Below are 14,915 nucleotides of genomic sequence, written 5' to 3'. Positions count from 1 at the left end.
GTCATTGGCGGTCACGGCGCGGGCTTCGATGGCAGCGGCGGCGCCGGCACCGTCGAGGCGGTCCATGTTGGCTTCGGTGGCGTGGCCGGCGTTGGCGCCGCGGATCACGGCGGTGCCGGTGTCTTCGTTGTCGACTTCATCCCAACTCAGCATGAAATACTCCTTCCTGGTCTGTTCTGACGGCGTATGAAACCGTCCAGAAAATTCGATAATTACCGGCTTCGCACACTATGTAGTGGTCGGATTCCTGGGTGGGCACACTATATGGTGTGTAGGAAATATGGTCAACGCACAAGATATGCGGTTTTCGGTCACTGCCTGGCGCAGGTTCAGCCATAACGCCTGGGTGGCTGGACGGGGCGCCTAAGGTCAATGTGGGAGCTGGCTTGCCTGCGATAGCGGTTCACCAGCCTCCGGAGATGGCTGACTGAACCACCGCTTTCGCGAGCAAGCCCGCACACAGGGGGCGTAGGCTTGAGCGAGCATGCAAAAAAACCATCTGTAGCCAACCGCCCAATCAATACCCGACCAAAACCATCGGCATTTCTTGATCGCCATCAAGCAGGTTTTACCCCCCGGCTTTCTATCATGGTCCCCGCCAAGCAATGAGGAAGCGACCATGTCAGAGACCTTCACCAAGGGCATGGCCAGGAATATCTACTTCGGAGGAAGCGTGTTCTTCTTCCTGATATTCCTGGCCCTGACCTACCACACCGAACAAACCTTTCCCTCTCGCAGCAATCAGGAGCTACTCACCGAATCAGTGGTGCGCGGCAAGGGCGTCTGGGAGCGCAACAACTGTGTCGGCTGCCACACTCTGCTGGGCGAGGGCGCGTACTTTGCGCCGGAACTGGGCAACGTGTTCAACCGCCGTGGCGGCGAGGAGGCGTTCAAGCCGTTCCTGCATGCCTGGATGAAGATGCAACCGTTGGGCGTTCCCGGCCGGCGCGCGATGCCGCAATTCAACCTCAGCGACCAAGAGGTGGACGATATGGCCGAGTTCCTCAAGTGGAGCTCGAAGATCAACACCAACGGCTGGCCGCCAAACAAGGAGGGCTGAGGGATGCGTACCGTCAATCCATATCTGAAATTCCAATCCCAGGCCGTGGCCAAACCCTACTTTGTGTTCGCCCTGATCCTGTTCCTGGGCCAGGTGCTGTTCGGTTTGATCATGGGCCTGCAATACGTGGTCGGCGACTTTCTGTTCCCGTTGATCCCCTTCAACGTGGCCCGCATGGTCCACACCAACCTGCTGATCGTCTGGCTGCTGTTCGGCTTCATGGGCGCCGCTTACTACCTGGTGCCGGAAGAAGCCGACCGCGAGTTGCACAGCCCCAAGCTGGCAATCCTGCTGTTCTGGGTGTTTGCCGTGGCGGGGGTGTTGACCATCCTCGGCTACTTGCTGGTGCCCTATGCGGCCCTGGCCAAGCTGACCCACAACGAACTGCTGCCGACCATGGGCCGTGAGTTCCTGGAACAGCCGACCATCACCAAGATGGGGATCGTGGTCGTGTGCCTGGGCTTTCTGTACAACATCGGCATGACCCTGCTCAAAGGTCGCAAGACCACGGTGAGCATGGTGATGATGACCGGGCTGATCGGCCTGGCGGTGTTCTTCCTGTTCTCGTTCTACAACCCCGGCAACCTGGCACGGGACAAGTTCTACTGGTGGTGGGTGGTGCATCTTTGGGTCGAAGGCGTGTGGGAGCTGATCATGGGCTCGATGCTGGCTTTCGTACTGATCAAAGTCACCGGTGTCGACCGTGAGGTCGTGGAGAAATGGCTGTACGTGATCATCGCCATGGCCCTGATCACCGGGATCATCGGCACCGGTCACCACTTCTTCTGGATCGGCGCGCCCGAGGTGTGGTTGTGGGTTGGCTCGATCTTCTCGGCCCTGGAGCCGCTGCCATTCCTGGCGATGGTGATGTTTGCCTTCACCATGGTCAAACAGCGCCGGCGCCAGCACCCGAACCGGGCGGCCACGTTGTGGGCCAAGGGCACCACGGTCACGGCGTTCTTCGGCGCCGGGGTCTGGGGCTTCCTGCACACCCTGGCACCGGTCAACTTCTACACCCACGGCACCCAATTGACCGCCGCCCACGGCCACCTGGCGTTCTTCGGCGCCTACGCCATGATTGTCATGACCTTGATCAGCTACGCCATGCCCCGCCTGCGCGGTATCGGTGAAGCGCCGGATGCACGCTCGCAGACCTTGGAGATCTGGGGCTTTTGGATGATGGTTCTGTCGATGGTGATGATCACCCTGTTCCTGACGGCGGCCGGTGCCGTGCAAGTCTGGTTGCAGCGTTGGCAGGTAGACGGTGTGGCACTGCCGTTCATGGCCACCATGGACCACCTGACCGTATTGTTCTGGGCCCGACTGGCCAGTGGCGTGGTGTTCCTGCTGGGCCTGCTCTGCTACCTGTGGAGCTTCCGGCAGCGGGGCAAGGGCTTGGACTCTGCCGTCCCCGTGACTGCGTGAGCGGTCAACGTTAATCCCCAAGAGGGCGGCCCGGCAGGTAGTGCGGGCCGTTTTTATGTCTGGAGCACTTCACATGGCCTTTACCCTTGAGTTGGAAGAGTGGGTCGGCAGTGTCTGGCACCGCTTTATCACCCGCCGCGCCAGTGCGGACTTCCCCGAGGCGCGGGTCGACCTGGTCGACCGCCAGCGCAGCCTGGCCCTGCTGTTCCGCGCCCTGGGCGGCGCCCACGCAATTGCCCTGGAGGCCGCCAGCGAGCGCGACCTGCTGCTGCGGCGCAACCTGTTGATGCGCATCGCCGGCACCTGCCGGCAAGCCCCCCTGGCCTCGTGCGATGGCCATCGCCTGCGCCTGCCGGCAAGCCTGGCGGTGTTTCCTTCGGCCGCCCTGAACCTGGAGTTGTACCGCTGGCTGGCGCTCCTGGCCGCACACGCCGGGCCGATGACCCACTGGGCCCGCGACAACCAGCGCTGGACCTGGCTGCTGTTGCAGCGTTACCCGGCCATGCTCCCCAGCTATCAGCGCCTGGTGGACGCCCACCTGCAATTGCGCCCGGATCCCGCCAGCCTCAACCCATCTGAAGCTGCCGTGGAAAAGGCCTTGCGCAAGGCCCTGTGCGAACCCGGCAGCATCCGCCAGTTACCCCGCAGCGAGCGCGCCGCCTGGCCGCTGCCCCTGTGGCTGTATCCACCCTTGCACCTGCACAGCCCGCAGGCCGGCGATCTGGATGACGAGGGCGATGACCTGGCGACTCGCCCCGGCGAACAACAGGGCGCGCCCAAACAAGCCAACCGGGTAGATGACAACAGCCGCGACGGCGGCCTGTTGGTGGTGCGCCTGGAAAACCTGTTCAGTTGGACCGAACACGTCGACCTCGACCGCTGGGCCGATGACTCCGAGGACGAAGATGCCGCCCGCGTTGCCGAAGACCTCGACCAGTTGAGCCTGTCGCGCCAGCGCGTGCGCAAGAGTGGCGGCTTGAAGCTGCACCTGGATCTGCCACCGGCCGATGTCGACGACATTCCCTTGGGCGAAGGCATCAAGTTGCCGGAGTGGGATTACCGCCAACAATGCCTGCAAGCCAACTTCGTCAACCTGCAACTGATGCAACCCCGCGACAGCACGCCCCAGCCGCTGCCGGCACGCCTGCTGCCCCAGGCTGCGCGGTTGCGCCGCCAGTTCCAGCAGCTGCGTACCGACCGTCAATGGCTGCGTCAACAGCCCCAGGGCGCGGAACTGGACCTGCAGGCGTGGCTGGATTTTCATGTCGAGCGCCAGCACGGCGCGTGCGCCGAGCGCGGTCTGTTCAAGGAGCAGCGCCTCACCCGGCGTGACCTGGCCTGTTTGCTGCTGGCCGATGTGTCGATGTCCACCGACGCCCACCTCAACGATACGCAAAAGGTCATCGATGTGATCCGCGACAGCCTGTTGCTGTTTGGCGAGAGCCTGGCGGGCCTGGGTGATGCGTTTGCCCTGTATGGGTTTTCATCCTTGCGCCGCCAGCAGGTGCGCCTGCAACAGCTCAAGTCGTTCCAGCAACCCTATGACGACCACACACGCGGCTGCATCCAGGGCCTCAAGCCGGGTTACTACACCCGTATGGGCGCGGCCATCCGCCACGCCACCCAGACCCTTGGCGCGTGCAAGCAACGGCGCAAACTGCTGTTGATTGTGACCGATGGCAAGCCCAACGACCTGGACTTGTATGAGGGACGTTATGGCGTGGAGGACACCCGCCAGGCCGTGATGCAAGCGCGGCGCCAGGGCCTGGTGCCGTTCTGCATCACGATCGACAAACAGGCCGGTGATTACCTGCCGTACATGTTCGGCGCCCACGGCTACACCTTGATCCGCCAGCCGGAGCAGCTGCCGCTACGCTTGCCGCAGCTGTACCGGCAGTTGACCGAAGATCAGTAAAAGTCCCGGGGCAGCCACAAGAACATGGTGATGCAGAACACGGCCAGCCCCAGGCAAAACCATTGGAAACGTTTGAGTCGCCGGGCCTCAAGGCTGGCGGTGGAGGCGGGCAGGGGCATGGCGCAGCGTGCGCAGGCTGGCTGCGTTGGCGGGTTGGCATGTTGGCAATACAGGCACACACACGCGGCGCTCATTCAAATTGCTCCAGGCGCAGGCGATCAAGAATGGCGATCTGCCGACCGTCCTGGGTGATGATTTTTTCATCGATCAGCCGGCGAATGATCCGCGAGAACGTCTCTGGCTGGATCGACAGGTGCCCGGCGATCAACTGCTTGGCCATGGGCAATTCGAACGAACTGTCGGCGCTGTGCAGGCGCACCAGTTGCGTCAGCAGGTAGCGCACCACGCGGTGGGTGGCGTTTTTCAGGGACAGGGTCTCGATCTCGTTGACCCGCTGGTGCAGGCGCACACACAACTTGCCCAGCAGCGCGAAGGTCAGGCGGCTGTTGCTGTGGAGCAGGCGCATATAGGTGGCGTTGGACAGGCGATACAACTGCGTCGGGCACACCGCCTCGGCGCAGGCCACGTAGTTGGGGGTGTCCATCAGCATCATCGCCTCGGCGAAGGTCTGCCGCTCGCCGATCACTTCAAAGACTTTCTCCTGGCCGTCCGGGGTCAGGCGGTAGATCTTCACCGCGCCGGCGATCACGAAGTAAAACCCCTCGGCCGGCTCGCCCTGGCGGAACAATGGTTCGCCCTTGTCGACACTCAGCAATTGACTGCTGGCCATCAACTCATCCATCTGCTCTTCGTTGAGCGGCTCGAACAGGTGATGGCTGCGCAGGATCTGATGATGCACGCGGTGCAGGACCCTCGGTGCGTCGGTGATCATACAAGCCACAACGACAGGCCACTGGCCGCCGCCATCATCGAACCGAGGATCACGAACCAGGCGAGGGGCTGGATGACTTTTTTCATGGGGACTCCGTGGGGCAGGGTAATGACGGGATAACCGGGTAGAGCAAGAGCTGGGCCAAAGAGAGGGCGTTGCAGAATGCGGGCTGTAGCGTCACCAGGGTTTGAATGACCCTATCAATAAGGGTTTTTTTAACCCTCTAATGGTCATTTAAACCCTCATTATCAGCGCCGATCCCATGTAGGAGCTGGCTTGCCTGCGATGCAGGCACCTCGGTCTCCCAGTAAAACCGCGGCGATGCCATCGCAGGCAAGCCAGCTCCCACCCGTGATTGCGGTGGGCATAAGGAGCCGGCCCGGCCCTTGCAATACCAATCCCGCGACGGCCCCCAGGATATTGCGCCGCCTCGAAGCCCTGCTTGATCTGCGACAAGGGCCGGGCGCGGGCAATCCCGGATGATCGGGCCGGCAATGACTTGAGGAGTGGTGGTATGCAAGTGCTGGATCGACGCAAGGCCATGTCGATAACCCCGTTGTTTCGCCTGGCTTTCCGGCCATTTTTCCTCGGTGGCTGCCTGTTGGCGTTGCTGGCGGTTCCCCTGTGGTTGCTGGCCCTGGCCGGCGACGCAGGCTGGCAGCCGGCGGGAGGCTGGCTGGCGTGGCATCGCCATGAACTGCTGTTCGGTTTCGCCTTGGCGATCATCGGCGGGTTCCTGTTGACGGCGGTGCAGACCTGGACCGGTCGCCCCGGCATCAGCGGTACGCCGCTGGCGATGTTGACCGGGGTGTGGCTGGCCGCACGCCTGGCCTGGCTGTTCAACCTGCCGTGGCCGCTGTTGGCCGTGCTGGAACTGACCTTTCCCCTGGCCGTCGCCGGCTTGATGGGCTGGACCTTGTGGAAAGTGCGGCAACAGCGCAACTACCCGATTGTGCTGGTGTTGCTGCTGTTGACCCTGGCCGACGCCCTGTCCCTGTATGGCTTGCTGCGCGGTGACGAAGGCTGGCAGCGCCAGGCGGTGTTGACCGGGCTGTGGCTGGTGGCGGCGATGATGGGCTTGATCGGCGGTCGGGTGATTCCGTTTTTCACCCAGCGTGGCCTGGGGCGCACGCAAGCCGTGAAGCCCTGGCCGTGGCTGGATTACCTGTTGTTGGTAGGCTCGGCGCTGGTCGCTCTGTTGTATGCCAGCGGTGTCGCGCTGATGCCCAGCCTCTGGGTTGGTTTAGTGTTTGCCCTGTTGGGGATCGGTCACCTGGTGCGCCTGGTGCGCTGGCACGACCCTGGCCTGTGGCGCGTGCCGCTGCTGTGGTCGCTGCACCTGGCCTATGCCTGGTTGGCGGTGGCGTGCCTGGGCATGGCGCTGTGGCACGTGGGTGTCCCATTGAACCCGAGCCTGGCGGTGCATGCGCTGACGGTAGGGGCGATGGGCGGCTTGATCCTGGCGATGATCGCGCGGGTCAGCCTCGGTCATACCGGCCGGCCACTGACGCCACCCAAGGGCATGACCCTGGCCTTCACCCTGTTGAACCTGGCCTGCCTGAGCCGGGTGCTGCTGGTACTGATCTGGCCGTACGCCGCGCTGTGGCTGGCGGGCCTGTGCTGGACCCTGGGCCTGGGCGTGTATCTATGGCGCTATGCCCCAATGCTGTGGCATGCGCGGGTTGACGGCCATCCGGGCTAGGAGAACGGGAATGCTGTATTCGTGGCTATTGATTGTGCATCTGCTGGCGGCCATTGCCTTTATCGGCACGCTGTTCTTCGAGGTTTTTATCTGGCACCGCGCCCGTGAAGAGTTGGCGTGGTCGGCGCAGTTCACCAGCGACCAAGCCATTGCCCGGCGTTCGCGGCAGGTGCTGCATGGCGTGGTGGTGCTGTTGTATGGCGCGGGCATCGGCCTGGCCTGGCATTACCGCGGCGTGCTGGGCGCGCCATGGGCCAGCCCTTTTTCGGCGATGTTGAGCCTGAAGATCCTGTTGGCGCTGAGCATCATCGGGCACTACCTGCTGCTCGCGTACTGGTTGACGCAAAAGCGCCTGAGCCCGCTGCGGGCGGTATGGATTCGCCGCAGCATCCTTGGGCATATGGTGCTGATCGTGATCCTGGCCAAACTGATGCTGCGTTAAGACACCTCGATCCCTTCCTGTAGGAGCGAGCTTGCTCGCGAGAAACTCACGGACAACGCGACTACCCAGGCAGCCCGCGTTTTGGTTGATGTTCTTCGCGAGCAAGCTCGCTCCTACAGGTCGGTCAGGCCTTTAGTGCGCGGACAAACAACACGTCGTTTTCCAGATGAATATGCTCCAGCAAATCCCCATGAAACACCTCCAGCCCGTGATACAAGGCCCGCCAGGTATTGCACGCATCGCTGGGCGGTTGGATGTGGTTGGTCAGCGCCTGCAACTGTTCCAGGGCCTGGCCATGTTGTTCGTGTTCAAAGCGCATGACCTGGATCGGCGGCGCAGCCTGGGGGCCCAGGCCCATTTGCAGCATTGGGAACAGCACTTGTTCTTCCTTGAGCATATGGCCCTCCAGTTCCTGCTCGATGTCACGCAGCAAGTCGGCCAGGCCATTGGGGCAGGCCAGGTGGTGACCGTGGACCTGCTCGACGCGGCTGGCCAGGCGAATCAGTTCCGGCAGTTGTTCGCGGTGGCGGGCGTGGTAGCGCTCCAGCAAATGTTCGATCAGTTGCGCCTGGGGCAGGGTGTCCGGGGCGATGGTGTTCATGGGGTTTCCTCATCAAGTGAACAGATGAAGCGGTGATTGCATGCCGTGTGCCATCGCCAACTTATTGAAAAATAGAAATTAATTTTTTGTAGTGGTCAGGATCACCCTGATGCTGCACGGTAGAACCGACCATACAAGGGTAGTAATGACCATGCTGCGTGAAAGTCTGTCGGCCGACCTGATTGTCGAATTGCCCAACGCGGTGCGCCTGCAACGCCTGGTGCAGACCCTGCGCGAATATTTCCATAGCGGCGCCGTGGGCCTGTTGCGCCTGGATGGCGACGACAGCCTGCGCCCCGTGGCCACCGTGGGCCTGGTGCATGAGGCCCTTGGCCGGCGCTTTGTGATTGCCCAACACCCGCGCCTGGCAGCGATCATGGCCTCCCGCGAGCCGACCTGGTTCGAACCCGACAGCCGCCTGCCGGACCCGTACGACGGGCTTCTAGACAGCCAGGTCGGCGAACCGCTGCCCGTGCATGACTGCATGGGCGTGAGCCTGTTCGTCGAAGGCCGGCCCTGGGGCGCGATTACCCTGGATGCGCTGCATGCCGGAACCTTCGATGCCAATGCCCGCGAGCAACTCAAGCGCTGCACCCTGCAGATCGAGGCGGCGGTGCGCGTCACGCGCCTGGAGCAGGAAAACCGCAGCCTGCGCCTGTCGCGCAGCGAACCGGTGGCGGGTTCGCCCAGCGTCGAAGACGGCGAGATCCTCGGCCAGAGCCCGGTCCTGCATCAACTGCTCAACGAGCTGGATGTGCTCGCCGACTCGGATTTGCCGGTGCTGTTGCTCGGCGAAACGGGGGTGGGCAAGGAGCTGTTTGCGCGGCGCCTGCATCGCCTGTCTCGGCGCAGCAAAAAGCCGCTGATCCAGGTCAACTGCGCGGCGTTGCCGGAATCTTTGGCCGAGAGCGAGCTGTTCGGCCACGTCAAAGGCGCGTTTTCCGGGGCTACCAGTGACCGTGCCGGGCGTTTTGATGCGGCCAACGGCGGCACGCTGTTCCTCGATGAAGTGGGCGAGCTGCCGCTGAGCGTGCAGGCCAAGCTATTGCGCACCTTGCAGAATGGTGAGATCCAGCGCCTGGGCGCCGACAAGCCGCTGCATGTGGATGTGCGGATCATCGCCGCCACCAACCGCCACCTGCCCGAGAGCATTCGTGAAGGGCTGTTCCGCGCCGATCTGTACCACCGGCTGTCGGTGTACCCGGTGCCGATCCCGGCGTTGCGTGAGCGCGGTCACGATGTGCTGCTGCTGGCCGGCCATTTCCTTGAACTCAACCGTGCGCGGCTGGGCTTGCGCGGTTTGCGCCTGTCGCCTGCGGCCGAGCAGACCCTGCTGGCTTATGCCTGGCCGGGCAATGTGCGCGAGCTGGAACATGTGATCAGCCGCGCGGCCTTGAAGCAGTTGAGCCGGGGTGGCAATCGCAACCAGATCATGACCCTGGAAGCCGAACTGCTGGACCTGGACAGCGCCACCTTGGCGCAGGCCCCTGTCGTTCAAGCCCCGGCGCAGGCGTTCCAGACCTTGAACGACGCGGTGGACGATTGCCAGCGCCAGAAGGTGCGCCAAGCGTTGAGCCTGTCGGGCGATAACTGGGCGAGCGCCGCGCGGATGCTCGGCCTGGACTCCAGCAACCTGCACAAATTGGCGCGGCGCCTGGGCCTCAAGTAGCAACGCTGCGACGCCATGCCGCGGCGCGCAGTTGATCGCGGTCAAGGTGCCGGGCGCCTCGGCTGATCAGACTGTGGCGAACTGACCGGAGGTTCGCCCCATGCCCCTTTCCCTGGCGCAGATGCGCCGCAACTACACCTTGTACGGTTTGCGGGATGACCTGGTACAGGACGATCCCCTCGTGTTGTTCGGCCAGTGGCTGGAGCAGGCGCGCAAGACCGAAGTGGCGCCTGTGGAGGCCAACAGCATGGCCCTGGCCACGGTCGATGCCGAGGGCCGCGCCCATTGTCGGATTCTCTTGCTCAAGGGCTTCAGTGCCGAGGGCTTCACCTTTTTCGGTCACTACCAGAGCGCCAAGGGTCAGGAACTGGCGAGCAACCCCAGCGCGGCCATGACCTTTTTCTGGCCGGGCCTGGAGCGCCAGGTGCGCATCGAAGGCACCGTCGCACGCCTGGCACCGCAGCTGTCCGACGACTACTTCCATTCGCGGCCGCTGGCCAGCCAGGTGGGCGCCTGGGCGTCGCCGCAAAGCCAGCCCTTGGCCCATCGCGCCGAACTGGAAGGGCGCCTGCGCGACGTCACCCAGCGCTTTGCCGGCCAACAACCGCCGCGCCCGGCAGAGTGGGGCGGCTATTGCTTGCAACCCGAGCGCGTGGAGTTCTGGCAAGGCCGCCCCGACCGCCTGCACGACCGCCTCGATTACCGTCGCCACGACGGCACCTGGCAGCGCAGCCGCCTGGCCCCCTGAATCCGCCTAGAGGTACCTCCTCGGAGGAATAGGCCCGCAGACCTTTGCGGTGCAGGCTTGGGCCATTGCTCATTTATCCCGGGATTTTCACCATGGCACACCTGACTCAACGCAATTTTGTCTCACTGAACATCGCCGTCCTGACCATCAGCGACACACGCAGCTTTGACAACGACACCTCCGGGCAGACCCTGTGCGACCGCGTGCAGGCGGCCGGGCACGAGTTGATCGACCGGGCGCTGGTGGTGGACGACATCTACCAGATCCGCGCACGCATTTCGCAGTGGATCGCCGACCCCCAGGTGCAGGTGATCCTCACCACCGGCGGCACCGGCTTCACTGCGCGGGACAACACCCCACAAGCGGTACTGCCGTTGCTGGACAAGCATGTCGAAGGCTTTGGCGAGCTGTTTCGCCAGGTGTCCGTGCCAGAGATCGGCATGTCGACCCTGCAGTCGCGCGCCCTGGCCGGCATGAGCAACGGCGTGCTGGTGTGCTGCATGCCCGGTTCCCCCGGCGCGTGCCGCACCGGTTGGGACAAGATCCTGCTGGGGCAACTGGACAGCCGCACCGGGCCGTGTAATTTCGCCCCACACCTCAAACCCCAGGCCGCGCAAGCGCTGGAACCCTGCGAGGCGCGGTCATGAGCACATCGGTGTGTGAAAGCGGTGAATTGATCCCGGTGGACGAGGCCATCGAACGCCTGTTGGCCCAGGCACCACCCCCACCGTCCACCCAGCAGGTGAAAACCGCCCAGGCCTTGGGCCGGGTGCTGGCTGGCGATATTTTTTCCCCGGTCAACCTGCCGGCCTGGGACAACAGTGCCATGGACGGCTACGCGCTGTGCGCCGCAGACCTGCCGGCCGAGGGCGGCTACCTGCGCCTGGCCGGGCGGATTGCCGCTGGCGACGCCGCCGCGACGGCGTTGAGCAGTGGGCAGACCATGCGCATTTTTACCGGTGCTCCCTTGCCGTCCGGGGCCGACACCGTGGTGCCCCAGGAGCGTTGCCGGGTCTATGGCCAGCGTATCTGGTGCCCGCCCATGCGCACCGGCGAACACGTACGCAAGCAAGGTGAAGAGGTGACCCAGGGCGCCTTGCTGCTGCCGGCCGGCAAGCGCCTGCGCGCCCAGGAGTTGGGATTGCTCGCGGCGGCCGGGCTGGCTCAGGTCAAGGTCTACCGGCCGCTGCGGGTGTGCCTGTTGAGCAGTGGCGATGAGTTGCGCGAACCGGGCGATCACCTGGCGCCGGGGCAGATCTACAACAGCAATCGCCACTGCCTGGCGGCACTGCTGCAAGGCTGGGGCGTGGAAGTGCATGACTATGGCGTGATGGCCGACGAACTGGCCGTCAGCCGCGATGCGTTGACCCTGGCCTCCTCGGAATGCGACCTGCTGCTGACCTCTGGCGGGGTGTCGGTGGGCGAGGAAGATCACCTCAAGCAGGCGATCGAGGAACTGGGCCGCGTGGACTTCTGGCGCCTGGCGATCCAGCCGGGCAAACCCCTGGCCTTTGGCGATGTGGCGGGTAAACCGTGGATCGGCTTGCCCGGCAACCCTTCGGCGGCGCTGATTACCGCGTTGGTGGTGGTGCGCCCGTTTCTGTTGCGCGCCCAGGGTGTGACTGACGTCACCTTGGTGCCGATGCTGCTGCCTGCCGATTTTACCTGGACCCAGCGCAACCGCCGCCGCCAATACCTGCGGGCACGCCTGGCGCCGGGCATCGACGGCCAGGCGCGCATCACCCTGCACCCACGGCAAAGCTCGGCGATGTTGAGCGCGGCGTGCTGGGCCGATGGCCTGGCGATTGTGGAGCGTGAGCAGTTGGTGGAAAAGGGCGGCCTGGTGCGGTTCGTGTCCTTCGCCGAACTGATGCAGTAACTGCTGGCGCTGCCGATGGTGGTGGTCAATGTGGGAGCGGGCTTGGGTGGGAGCGGGCTTGCCCGCGATAGCGGTGTATCAGTCACCATAAATGTCGACTGGTAGGCCGCCATCGCGGGCAAGCCCGCTCCCACACAAGCCCCACACAAGCCTGCAGCGACACAAGTGCGATAGTTTTTTTGATGAGGATCAACCATGCAACTGGTCTGCCCGGCAGGGAACCTGCCTGCGCTCAAAGCCGCCGTGCGCCAAGGTGCCGATGCGGTGTACGTGGGGTTTCGCGACGACACCAACGCCCGGCATTTTGCCGGGCTGAACATGGACGACAAGCAGTTCGACGGCGCCGTCGCCCATATCCGCCAGCACCAGCGCAAGCTGTATGTGGCGGTCAACACCTACCCGCAGCCCAAAGGCTGGGAGCGCTGGCAACGGGCAGTGGATCGCGCCGCCGACCATGGCGTGGATGCGCTGATTGCCGGTGACCCGGGCGTGCTGCAGTACGCCAGTAGCCGCCATCCGCAGATGGCCTTGCACCTCTCGGTACAGGGTTCGGCGACCCATGCGGCGGCGTTGCAGTTCTACGCCGAGCGCTATGGCATCCGCCGTGCGGTGCTGCCACGGGTGCTGTCGCTGGCCCAGGTCAAGCACGTGGCTGCCAGCAGCTCGGTGCCGATCGAGGTCTTCGGTTTCGGCAGCCTGTGCATCATGGCGGAGGGCCGGTGCCATCTGTCTTCGTACATTACCGGCGAATCCCCGAACCTGTGCGGCGTGTGCTCGCCGGCCAAGGCCGTGCGCTGGAGCGAAGACGCCGACGGCCTGAGCGCGCGCCTGAGCGAAGTGTTGATCGACCGCTATACCCCGGACGAACCGGCGGGCTATCCGACCCTGTGCAAGGGCCGTTTCATGGTCGATGGCAAGCGCTTCCACGCCCTCGAAGAACCCACCAGCCTCGATACCCTGGACCTGATTCCCGAGTTGATCGCTATGGGTGTGGAAGCGGTAAAAATCGAAGGCCGCCAGCGCAGCCCGGCGTATGTCGAGCAGGTCACCGGGGTCTGGCGCGCGGCGCTGGACGCCCACCGCAGTGCGCCGGAACGCTTTGTGGTCAAGGACCAGTGGCGCAGCGTGCTGGCCGGTCTATCCGAAGGCAGCCAGACCACCTTGGGCGCCTACCATCGTTCGTGGCAATGAGGAACCGCACATGAAACTCAGCCTGGGACCGGTGCTGTTTTATTGGGATAAGCAACAACTGGGGCAGTTCTACTCCGAGATGGCCAGCTTGCCGCTGGATGTGATCTACCTGGGGGAGACCGTGTGCTCCAAGCGTCGCGCGTTCAACCTCGATCAATGGTTGGGCCTGGGCCGTGAATTGCACTCGGCGGGCAACGCGCAAATCGTGCTGTCGAGCCTGACCCTGATCGAGGCCGCCTCGGAGCTGTCGAGCCTGCGCCGCCTGTGTGACAACGGCGAGGTGCTGGTCGAGGCCAATGACATGGGCGCCGTGCAACTGCTTGCCGAGCGCAAGCTGCCCTTTGTCGGTGGGCCGGCGTTGAATTTGTACAACGGCCACGCCCTCGTGCAACTGCTGGACGCCGGGATGATGCGTTGGGTGCCGCCGGTGGAGTGCTCGGCCGCGCTGATTGGTGATGTGTTGGAGCAGGTGCGTGAACTGGGCCGGCCGTTGCCGGAAGTGGAAGTCTTTGCCTATGGGCATTTGCCCCTGGCCTACTCGGCGCGCTGCTTCACGGCCCGAGCGGAAAACCGGCCCAAGGATGACTGCCAGTTCTGTTGCCTGAACTACCCCGATGGCATGGCCTTGACCAGCCAGGAAGGACAGGCGTTGTTTACATTGAATGGCATCCAGACCATGTCGGCGGATGTCACCAACCTGCTGGCCGACTATCCAGGGCTGGTGAGTTGCGGCGCCGACCTGCTGCGCCTGAGCCCAAGGGCGCAGGGCATGGTGGGCATCGTCGAAGCCTTTGACCGGGTGCGCCAGGGCGCCACGCCGCCGGTGTTTGTCGAGGGCTGCAATGGCTACTGGCATGGCCAGGCCGGGATGTTGCGGGTCGAGGAGGTGGGGCTGTGTTGAATCGCAAGCAATGGCTGCTCAAGGGCGCCGACCGTTTATTGCCGCTGATGCGCAAGGTGCCGTTTGTGGTGCAGCGCCTGGCGTTGCAACAGGCGTTGAACCGCTGCCTGGCCGAACCCTTGCGCGATGGCGGCTTTGAACTGCTGCGCGGGCGCTGGATGTGCCTGCGCATTCCCGATCTGGGCTTGCGCTGGTACCTGACCCTGGGCCGCGACGGGCTGCGCATCGCCGAGCGGGCCGAGGCTCAGGTGACCATCAGCGGCAACTGGCGCGAGTTCCTGCTATTGGCCAGCCGCCAGGAAGACCCGGACACCTTGTTCTTCCGCCGGCGGCTGGTGATCGAGGGGGATACGGAGTTGGGGTTGGGCCTGAAGAACCTGATCGACAGCCTCGACCCGGACGTGTTGCCGCCCTGGTTATGGCGCAATCTGGAACGGGCCGGTAAAGGCCTGGCGACAGGAGCGACCTGATACCCCTGTGGCAAGCCTGC

Annotated in this window: 14 protein-coding genes and 2 pseudogenes; 12 read left to right on the top strand and 4 right to left on the bottom strand. The window is 64.0% G+C overall.

The window, feature by feature from the left end; genetic code table 11:
- Positions 1-153: pseudogene (locus BHC62_RS28380) on the bottom strand (ribonucleotide-diphosphate reductase subunit beta); the annotation flags it as partial.
- A gap of 466 nt (positions 154-619) precedes the next feature.
- On the opposite strand from BHC62_RS28380, the gene BHC62_RS23610 reads away from it, so the two are divergent.
- The 3 genes from BHC62_RS23610 (at position 620) to BHC62_RS23600 (ending at position 4,400) form a co-directional block, all read left to right on the top strand.
- On the top strand, positions 620-1,060 hold the full coding sequence (locus tag BHC62_RS23610; protein ID WP_029294425.1) for a cytochrome c: 441 nt from the start codon (positions 620-622) through the stop codon (positions 1,058-1,060).
- Between the two features lie 3 nt (positions 1,061-1,063).
- Complete coding sequence (locus tag BHC62_RS23605) at positions 1,064-2,485, top strand: cbb3-type cytochrome c oxidase subunit I (RefSeq protein WP_070996340.1); 1,422 nt, start codon at positions 1,064-1,066, stop codon at positions 2,483-2,485.
- Between the two features lie 73 nt (positions 2,486-2,558).
- Positions 2,559-4,400 carry a nitric oxide reductase activation protein NorD gene (locus BHC62_RS23600; protein ID WP_070996339.1) on the top strand — a complete coding sequence of 614 codons (1,842 nt, stop codon included), beginning with the start codon at positions 2,559-2,561 and terminating at the stop codon, positions 4,398-4,400.
- On the opposite strand, the gene BHC62_RS23595 is transcribed toward BHC62_RS23600, so the two are convergent.
- Together BHC62_RS23595 and BHC62_RS23590 are read right to left on the bottom strand one after the other, a co-directional pair.
- The gene (locus BHC62_RS23595; protein ID WP_029294497.1) at positions 4,394-4,594 is read right to left on the bottom strand and encodes a hypothetical protein; all 201 of its coding nucleotides are present in this window, start codon (positions 4,592-4,594) and stop codon (positions 4,394-4,396) included. The genes BHC62_RS23600 and BHC62_RS23595 overlap by 7 nt on opposite strands.
- Entirely contained in the window at positions 4,591-5,292 is a 702-nt protein-coding gene (locus BHC62_RS23590) for a Crp/Fnr family transcriptional regulator (RefSeq protein ID WP_029294499.1), read from the bottom strand. Before BHC62_RS23590 ends, BHC62_RS23595 begins: the two co-directional genes overlap by 4 nt.
- 514 nt (positions 5,293-5,806) lie before the next feature.
- Between BHC62_RS23590 and BHC62_RS23585 the strand changes: the two genes are divergently transcribed.
- Together BHC62_RS23585 and BHC62_RS23580 are read left to right on the top strand one after the other, a co-directional pair.
- Positions 5,807-6,994: an NnrS family protein gene (locus BHC62_RS23585; protein ID WP_070996338.1), complete on the top strand. Its 1,188-nt coding sequence runs from the start codon at positions 5,807-5,809 to the stop codon at positions 6,992-6,994.
- A 10-nt stretch (positions 6,995-7,004) separates the two neighbouring features.
- Entirely contained in the window at positions 7,005-7,436 is a 432-nt protein-coding gene (locus tag BHC62_RS23580; RefSeq protein WP_070996337.1) for a hypothetical protein, read from the top strand.
- Positions 7,437-7,560: 124 nt separating this feature from the next.
- Here the strand turns inward: BHC62_RS23580 and BHC62_RS23575 are convergent.
- Positions 7,561-8,010: pseudogene (locus BHC62_RS23575) on the bottom strand (hemerythrin domain-containing protein); the annotation flags it as partial.
- Positions 8,011-8,188: 178 nt separating this feature from the next.
- On the opposite strand from BHC62_RS23575, the gene norR reads away from it, so the two are divergent.
- The 7 genes from norR to BHC62_RS23540 all read left to right on the top strand — a co-directional run bounded on the left by norR (position 8,189) and on the right by BHC62_RS23540 (position 14,895).
- The gene (gene norR, locus BHC62_RS23570) at positions 8,189-9,706 is read left to right on the top strand and encodes a nitric oxide reductase transcriptional regulator NorR (RefSeq protein WP_070996351.1); all 1,518 of its coding nucleotides are present in this window, start codon (positions 8,189-8,191) and stop codon (positions 9,704-9,706) included.
- Positions 9,707-9,806: 100 nt separating this feature from the next.
- Positions 9,807-10,454 carry a pyridoxamine 5'-phosphate oxidase gene (gene pdxH / locus BHC62_RS23565; RefSeq protein WP_070996336.1) on the top strand — a complete coding sequence of 216 codons (648 nt, stop codon included), beginning with the start codon at positions 9,807-9,809 and terminating at the stop codon, positions 10,452-10,454.
- A gap of 92 nt (positions 10,455-10,546) precedes the next feature.
- Positions 10,547-11,101, top strand: coding sequence for a molybdenum cofactor biosynthesis protein B (moaB, locus tag BHC62_RS23560; protein ID WP_070996335.1), 555 nt, complete (start codon positions 10,547-10,549; stop codon positions 11,099-11,101).
- Positions 11,098-12,333, top strand: a complete 1,236-nt coding sequence (glp, locus tag BHC62_RS23555) for a gephyrin-like molybdotransferase Glp (protein ID WP_070996334.1) — start codon at positions 11,098-11,100, stop codon at positions 12,331-12,333. Before moaB ends, glp begins: the two co-directional genes overlap by 4 nt.
- A 195-nt stretch (positions 12,334-12,528) precedes the next feature.
- Positions 12,529-13,524: a peptidase U32 family protein gene (locus tag BHC62_RS23550; protein ID WP_029294516.1), complete on the top strand. Its 996-nt coding sequence runs from the start codon at positions 12,529-12,531 to the stop codon at positions 13,522-13,524.
- A 10-nt stretch (positions 13,525-13,534) separates the two neighbouring features.
- Positions 13,535-14,425, top strand: a complete 891-nt coding sequence (locus BHC62_RS23545; protein ID WP_070996333.1) for a U32 family peptidase — start codon at positions 13,535-13,537, stop codon at positions 14,423-14,425.
- A complete protein-coding gene (locus BHC62_RS23540; protein ID WP_070996332.1) occupies positions 14,419-14,895 on the top strand; it encodes an SCP2 domain-containing protein in 477 nt (158 codons plus the stop codon). The genes BHC62_RS23545 and BHC62_RS23540 overlap by 7 nt, the downstream gene beginning before the upstream one ends.
- Positions 14,896-14,915 lie beyond the last annotated feature (20 nt).

It is taken from the genome of Pseudomonas sp. 06C 126, assembly GCF_001855215.1.
Taxonomy (GTDB): domain Bacteria; phylum Pseudomonadota; class Gammaproteobacteria; order Pseudomonadales; family Pseudomonadaceae; genus Aquipseudomonas; species Aquipseudomonas proteolytica.
Note: the sequence above shows the minus strand (reverse complement) of the source record. Positions and strands in the feature narration are given on the sequence as shown.

Excerpts from the sequence above, each read along its gene's own strand:
- BHC62_RS23545 (WP_070996333.1), top strand. The coding sequence starts at position 13,535 with ATGAAACTCAGCCTGGGACCGGTGCTGTTTTATTGGGATAAGCAACAA.
- BHC62_RS23590 (WP_029294499.1), bottom strand. The coding sequence starts at position 5,292 with ATGATCACCGACGCACCGAGGGTCCTGCACCGCGTGCATCATCAGATC.
- BHC62_RS23595 (WP_029294497.1), bottom strand. The coding sequence starts at position 4,594 with ATGAGCGCCGCGTGTGTGTGCCTGTATTGCCAACATGCCAACCCGCCA.
- BHC62_RS23600 (WP_070996339.1), top strand. The coding sequence starts at position 2,559 with ATGGCCTTTACCCTTGAGTTGGAAGAGTGGGTCGGCAGTGTCTGGCAC.
- BHC62_RS23585 (WP_070996338.1), top strand. The coding sequence starts at position 5,807 with ATGCAAGTGCTGGATCGACGCAAGGCCATGTCGATAACCCCGTTGTTT.
- BHC62_RS23605 (WP_070996340.1), top strand. The coding sequence starts at position 1,064 with ATGCGTACCGTCAATCCATATCTGAAATTCCAATCCCAGGCCGTGGCC.
- BHC62_RS23610 (WP_029294425.1), top strand. The coding sequence starts at position 620 with ATGTCAGAGACCTTCACCAAGGGCATGGCCAGGAATATCTACTTCGGA.
- BHC62_RS23580 (WP_070996337.1), top strand. The coding sequence starts at position 7,005 with ATGCTGTATTCGTGGCTATTGATTGTGCATCTGCTGGCGGCCATTGCC.
- moaB (WP_070996335.1), top strand. The coding sequence starts at position 10,547 with ATGGCACACCTGACTCAACGCAATTTTGTCTCACTGAACATCGCCGTC.
- pdxH (WP_070996336.1), top strand. The coding sequence starts at position 9,807 with ATGCCCCTTTCCCTGGCGCAGATGCGCCGCAACTACACCTTGTACGGT.
- BHC62_RS23550 (WP_029294516.1), top strand. The coding sequence starts at position 12,529 with ATGCAACTGGTCTGCCCGGCAGGGAACCTGCCTGCGCTCAAAGCCGCC.
- norR (WP_070996351.1), top strand. The coding sequence starts at position 8,189 with ATGCTGCGTGAAAGTCTGTCGGCCGACCTGATTGTCGAATTGCCCAAC.
- glp (WP_070996334.1), top strand. The coding sequence starts at position 11,098 with ATGAGCACATCGGTGTGTGAAAGCGGTGAATTGATCCCGGTGGACGAG.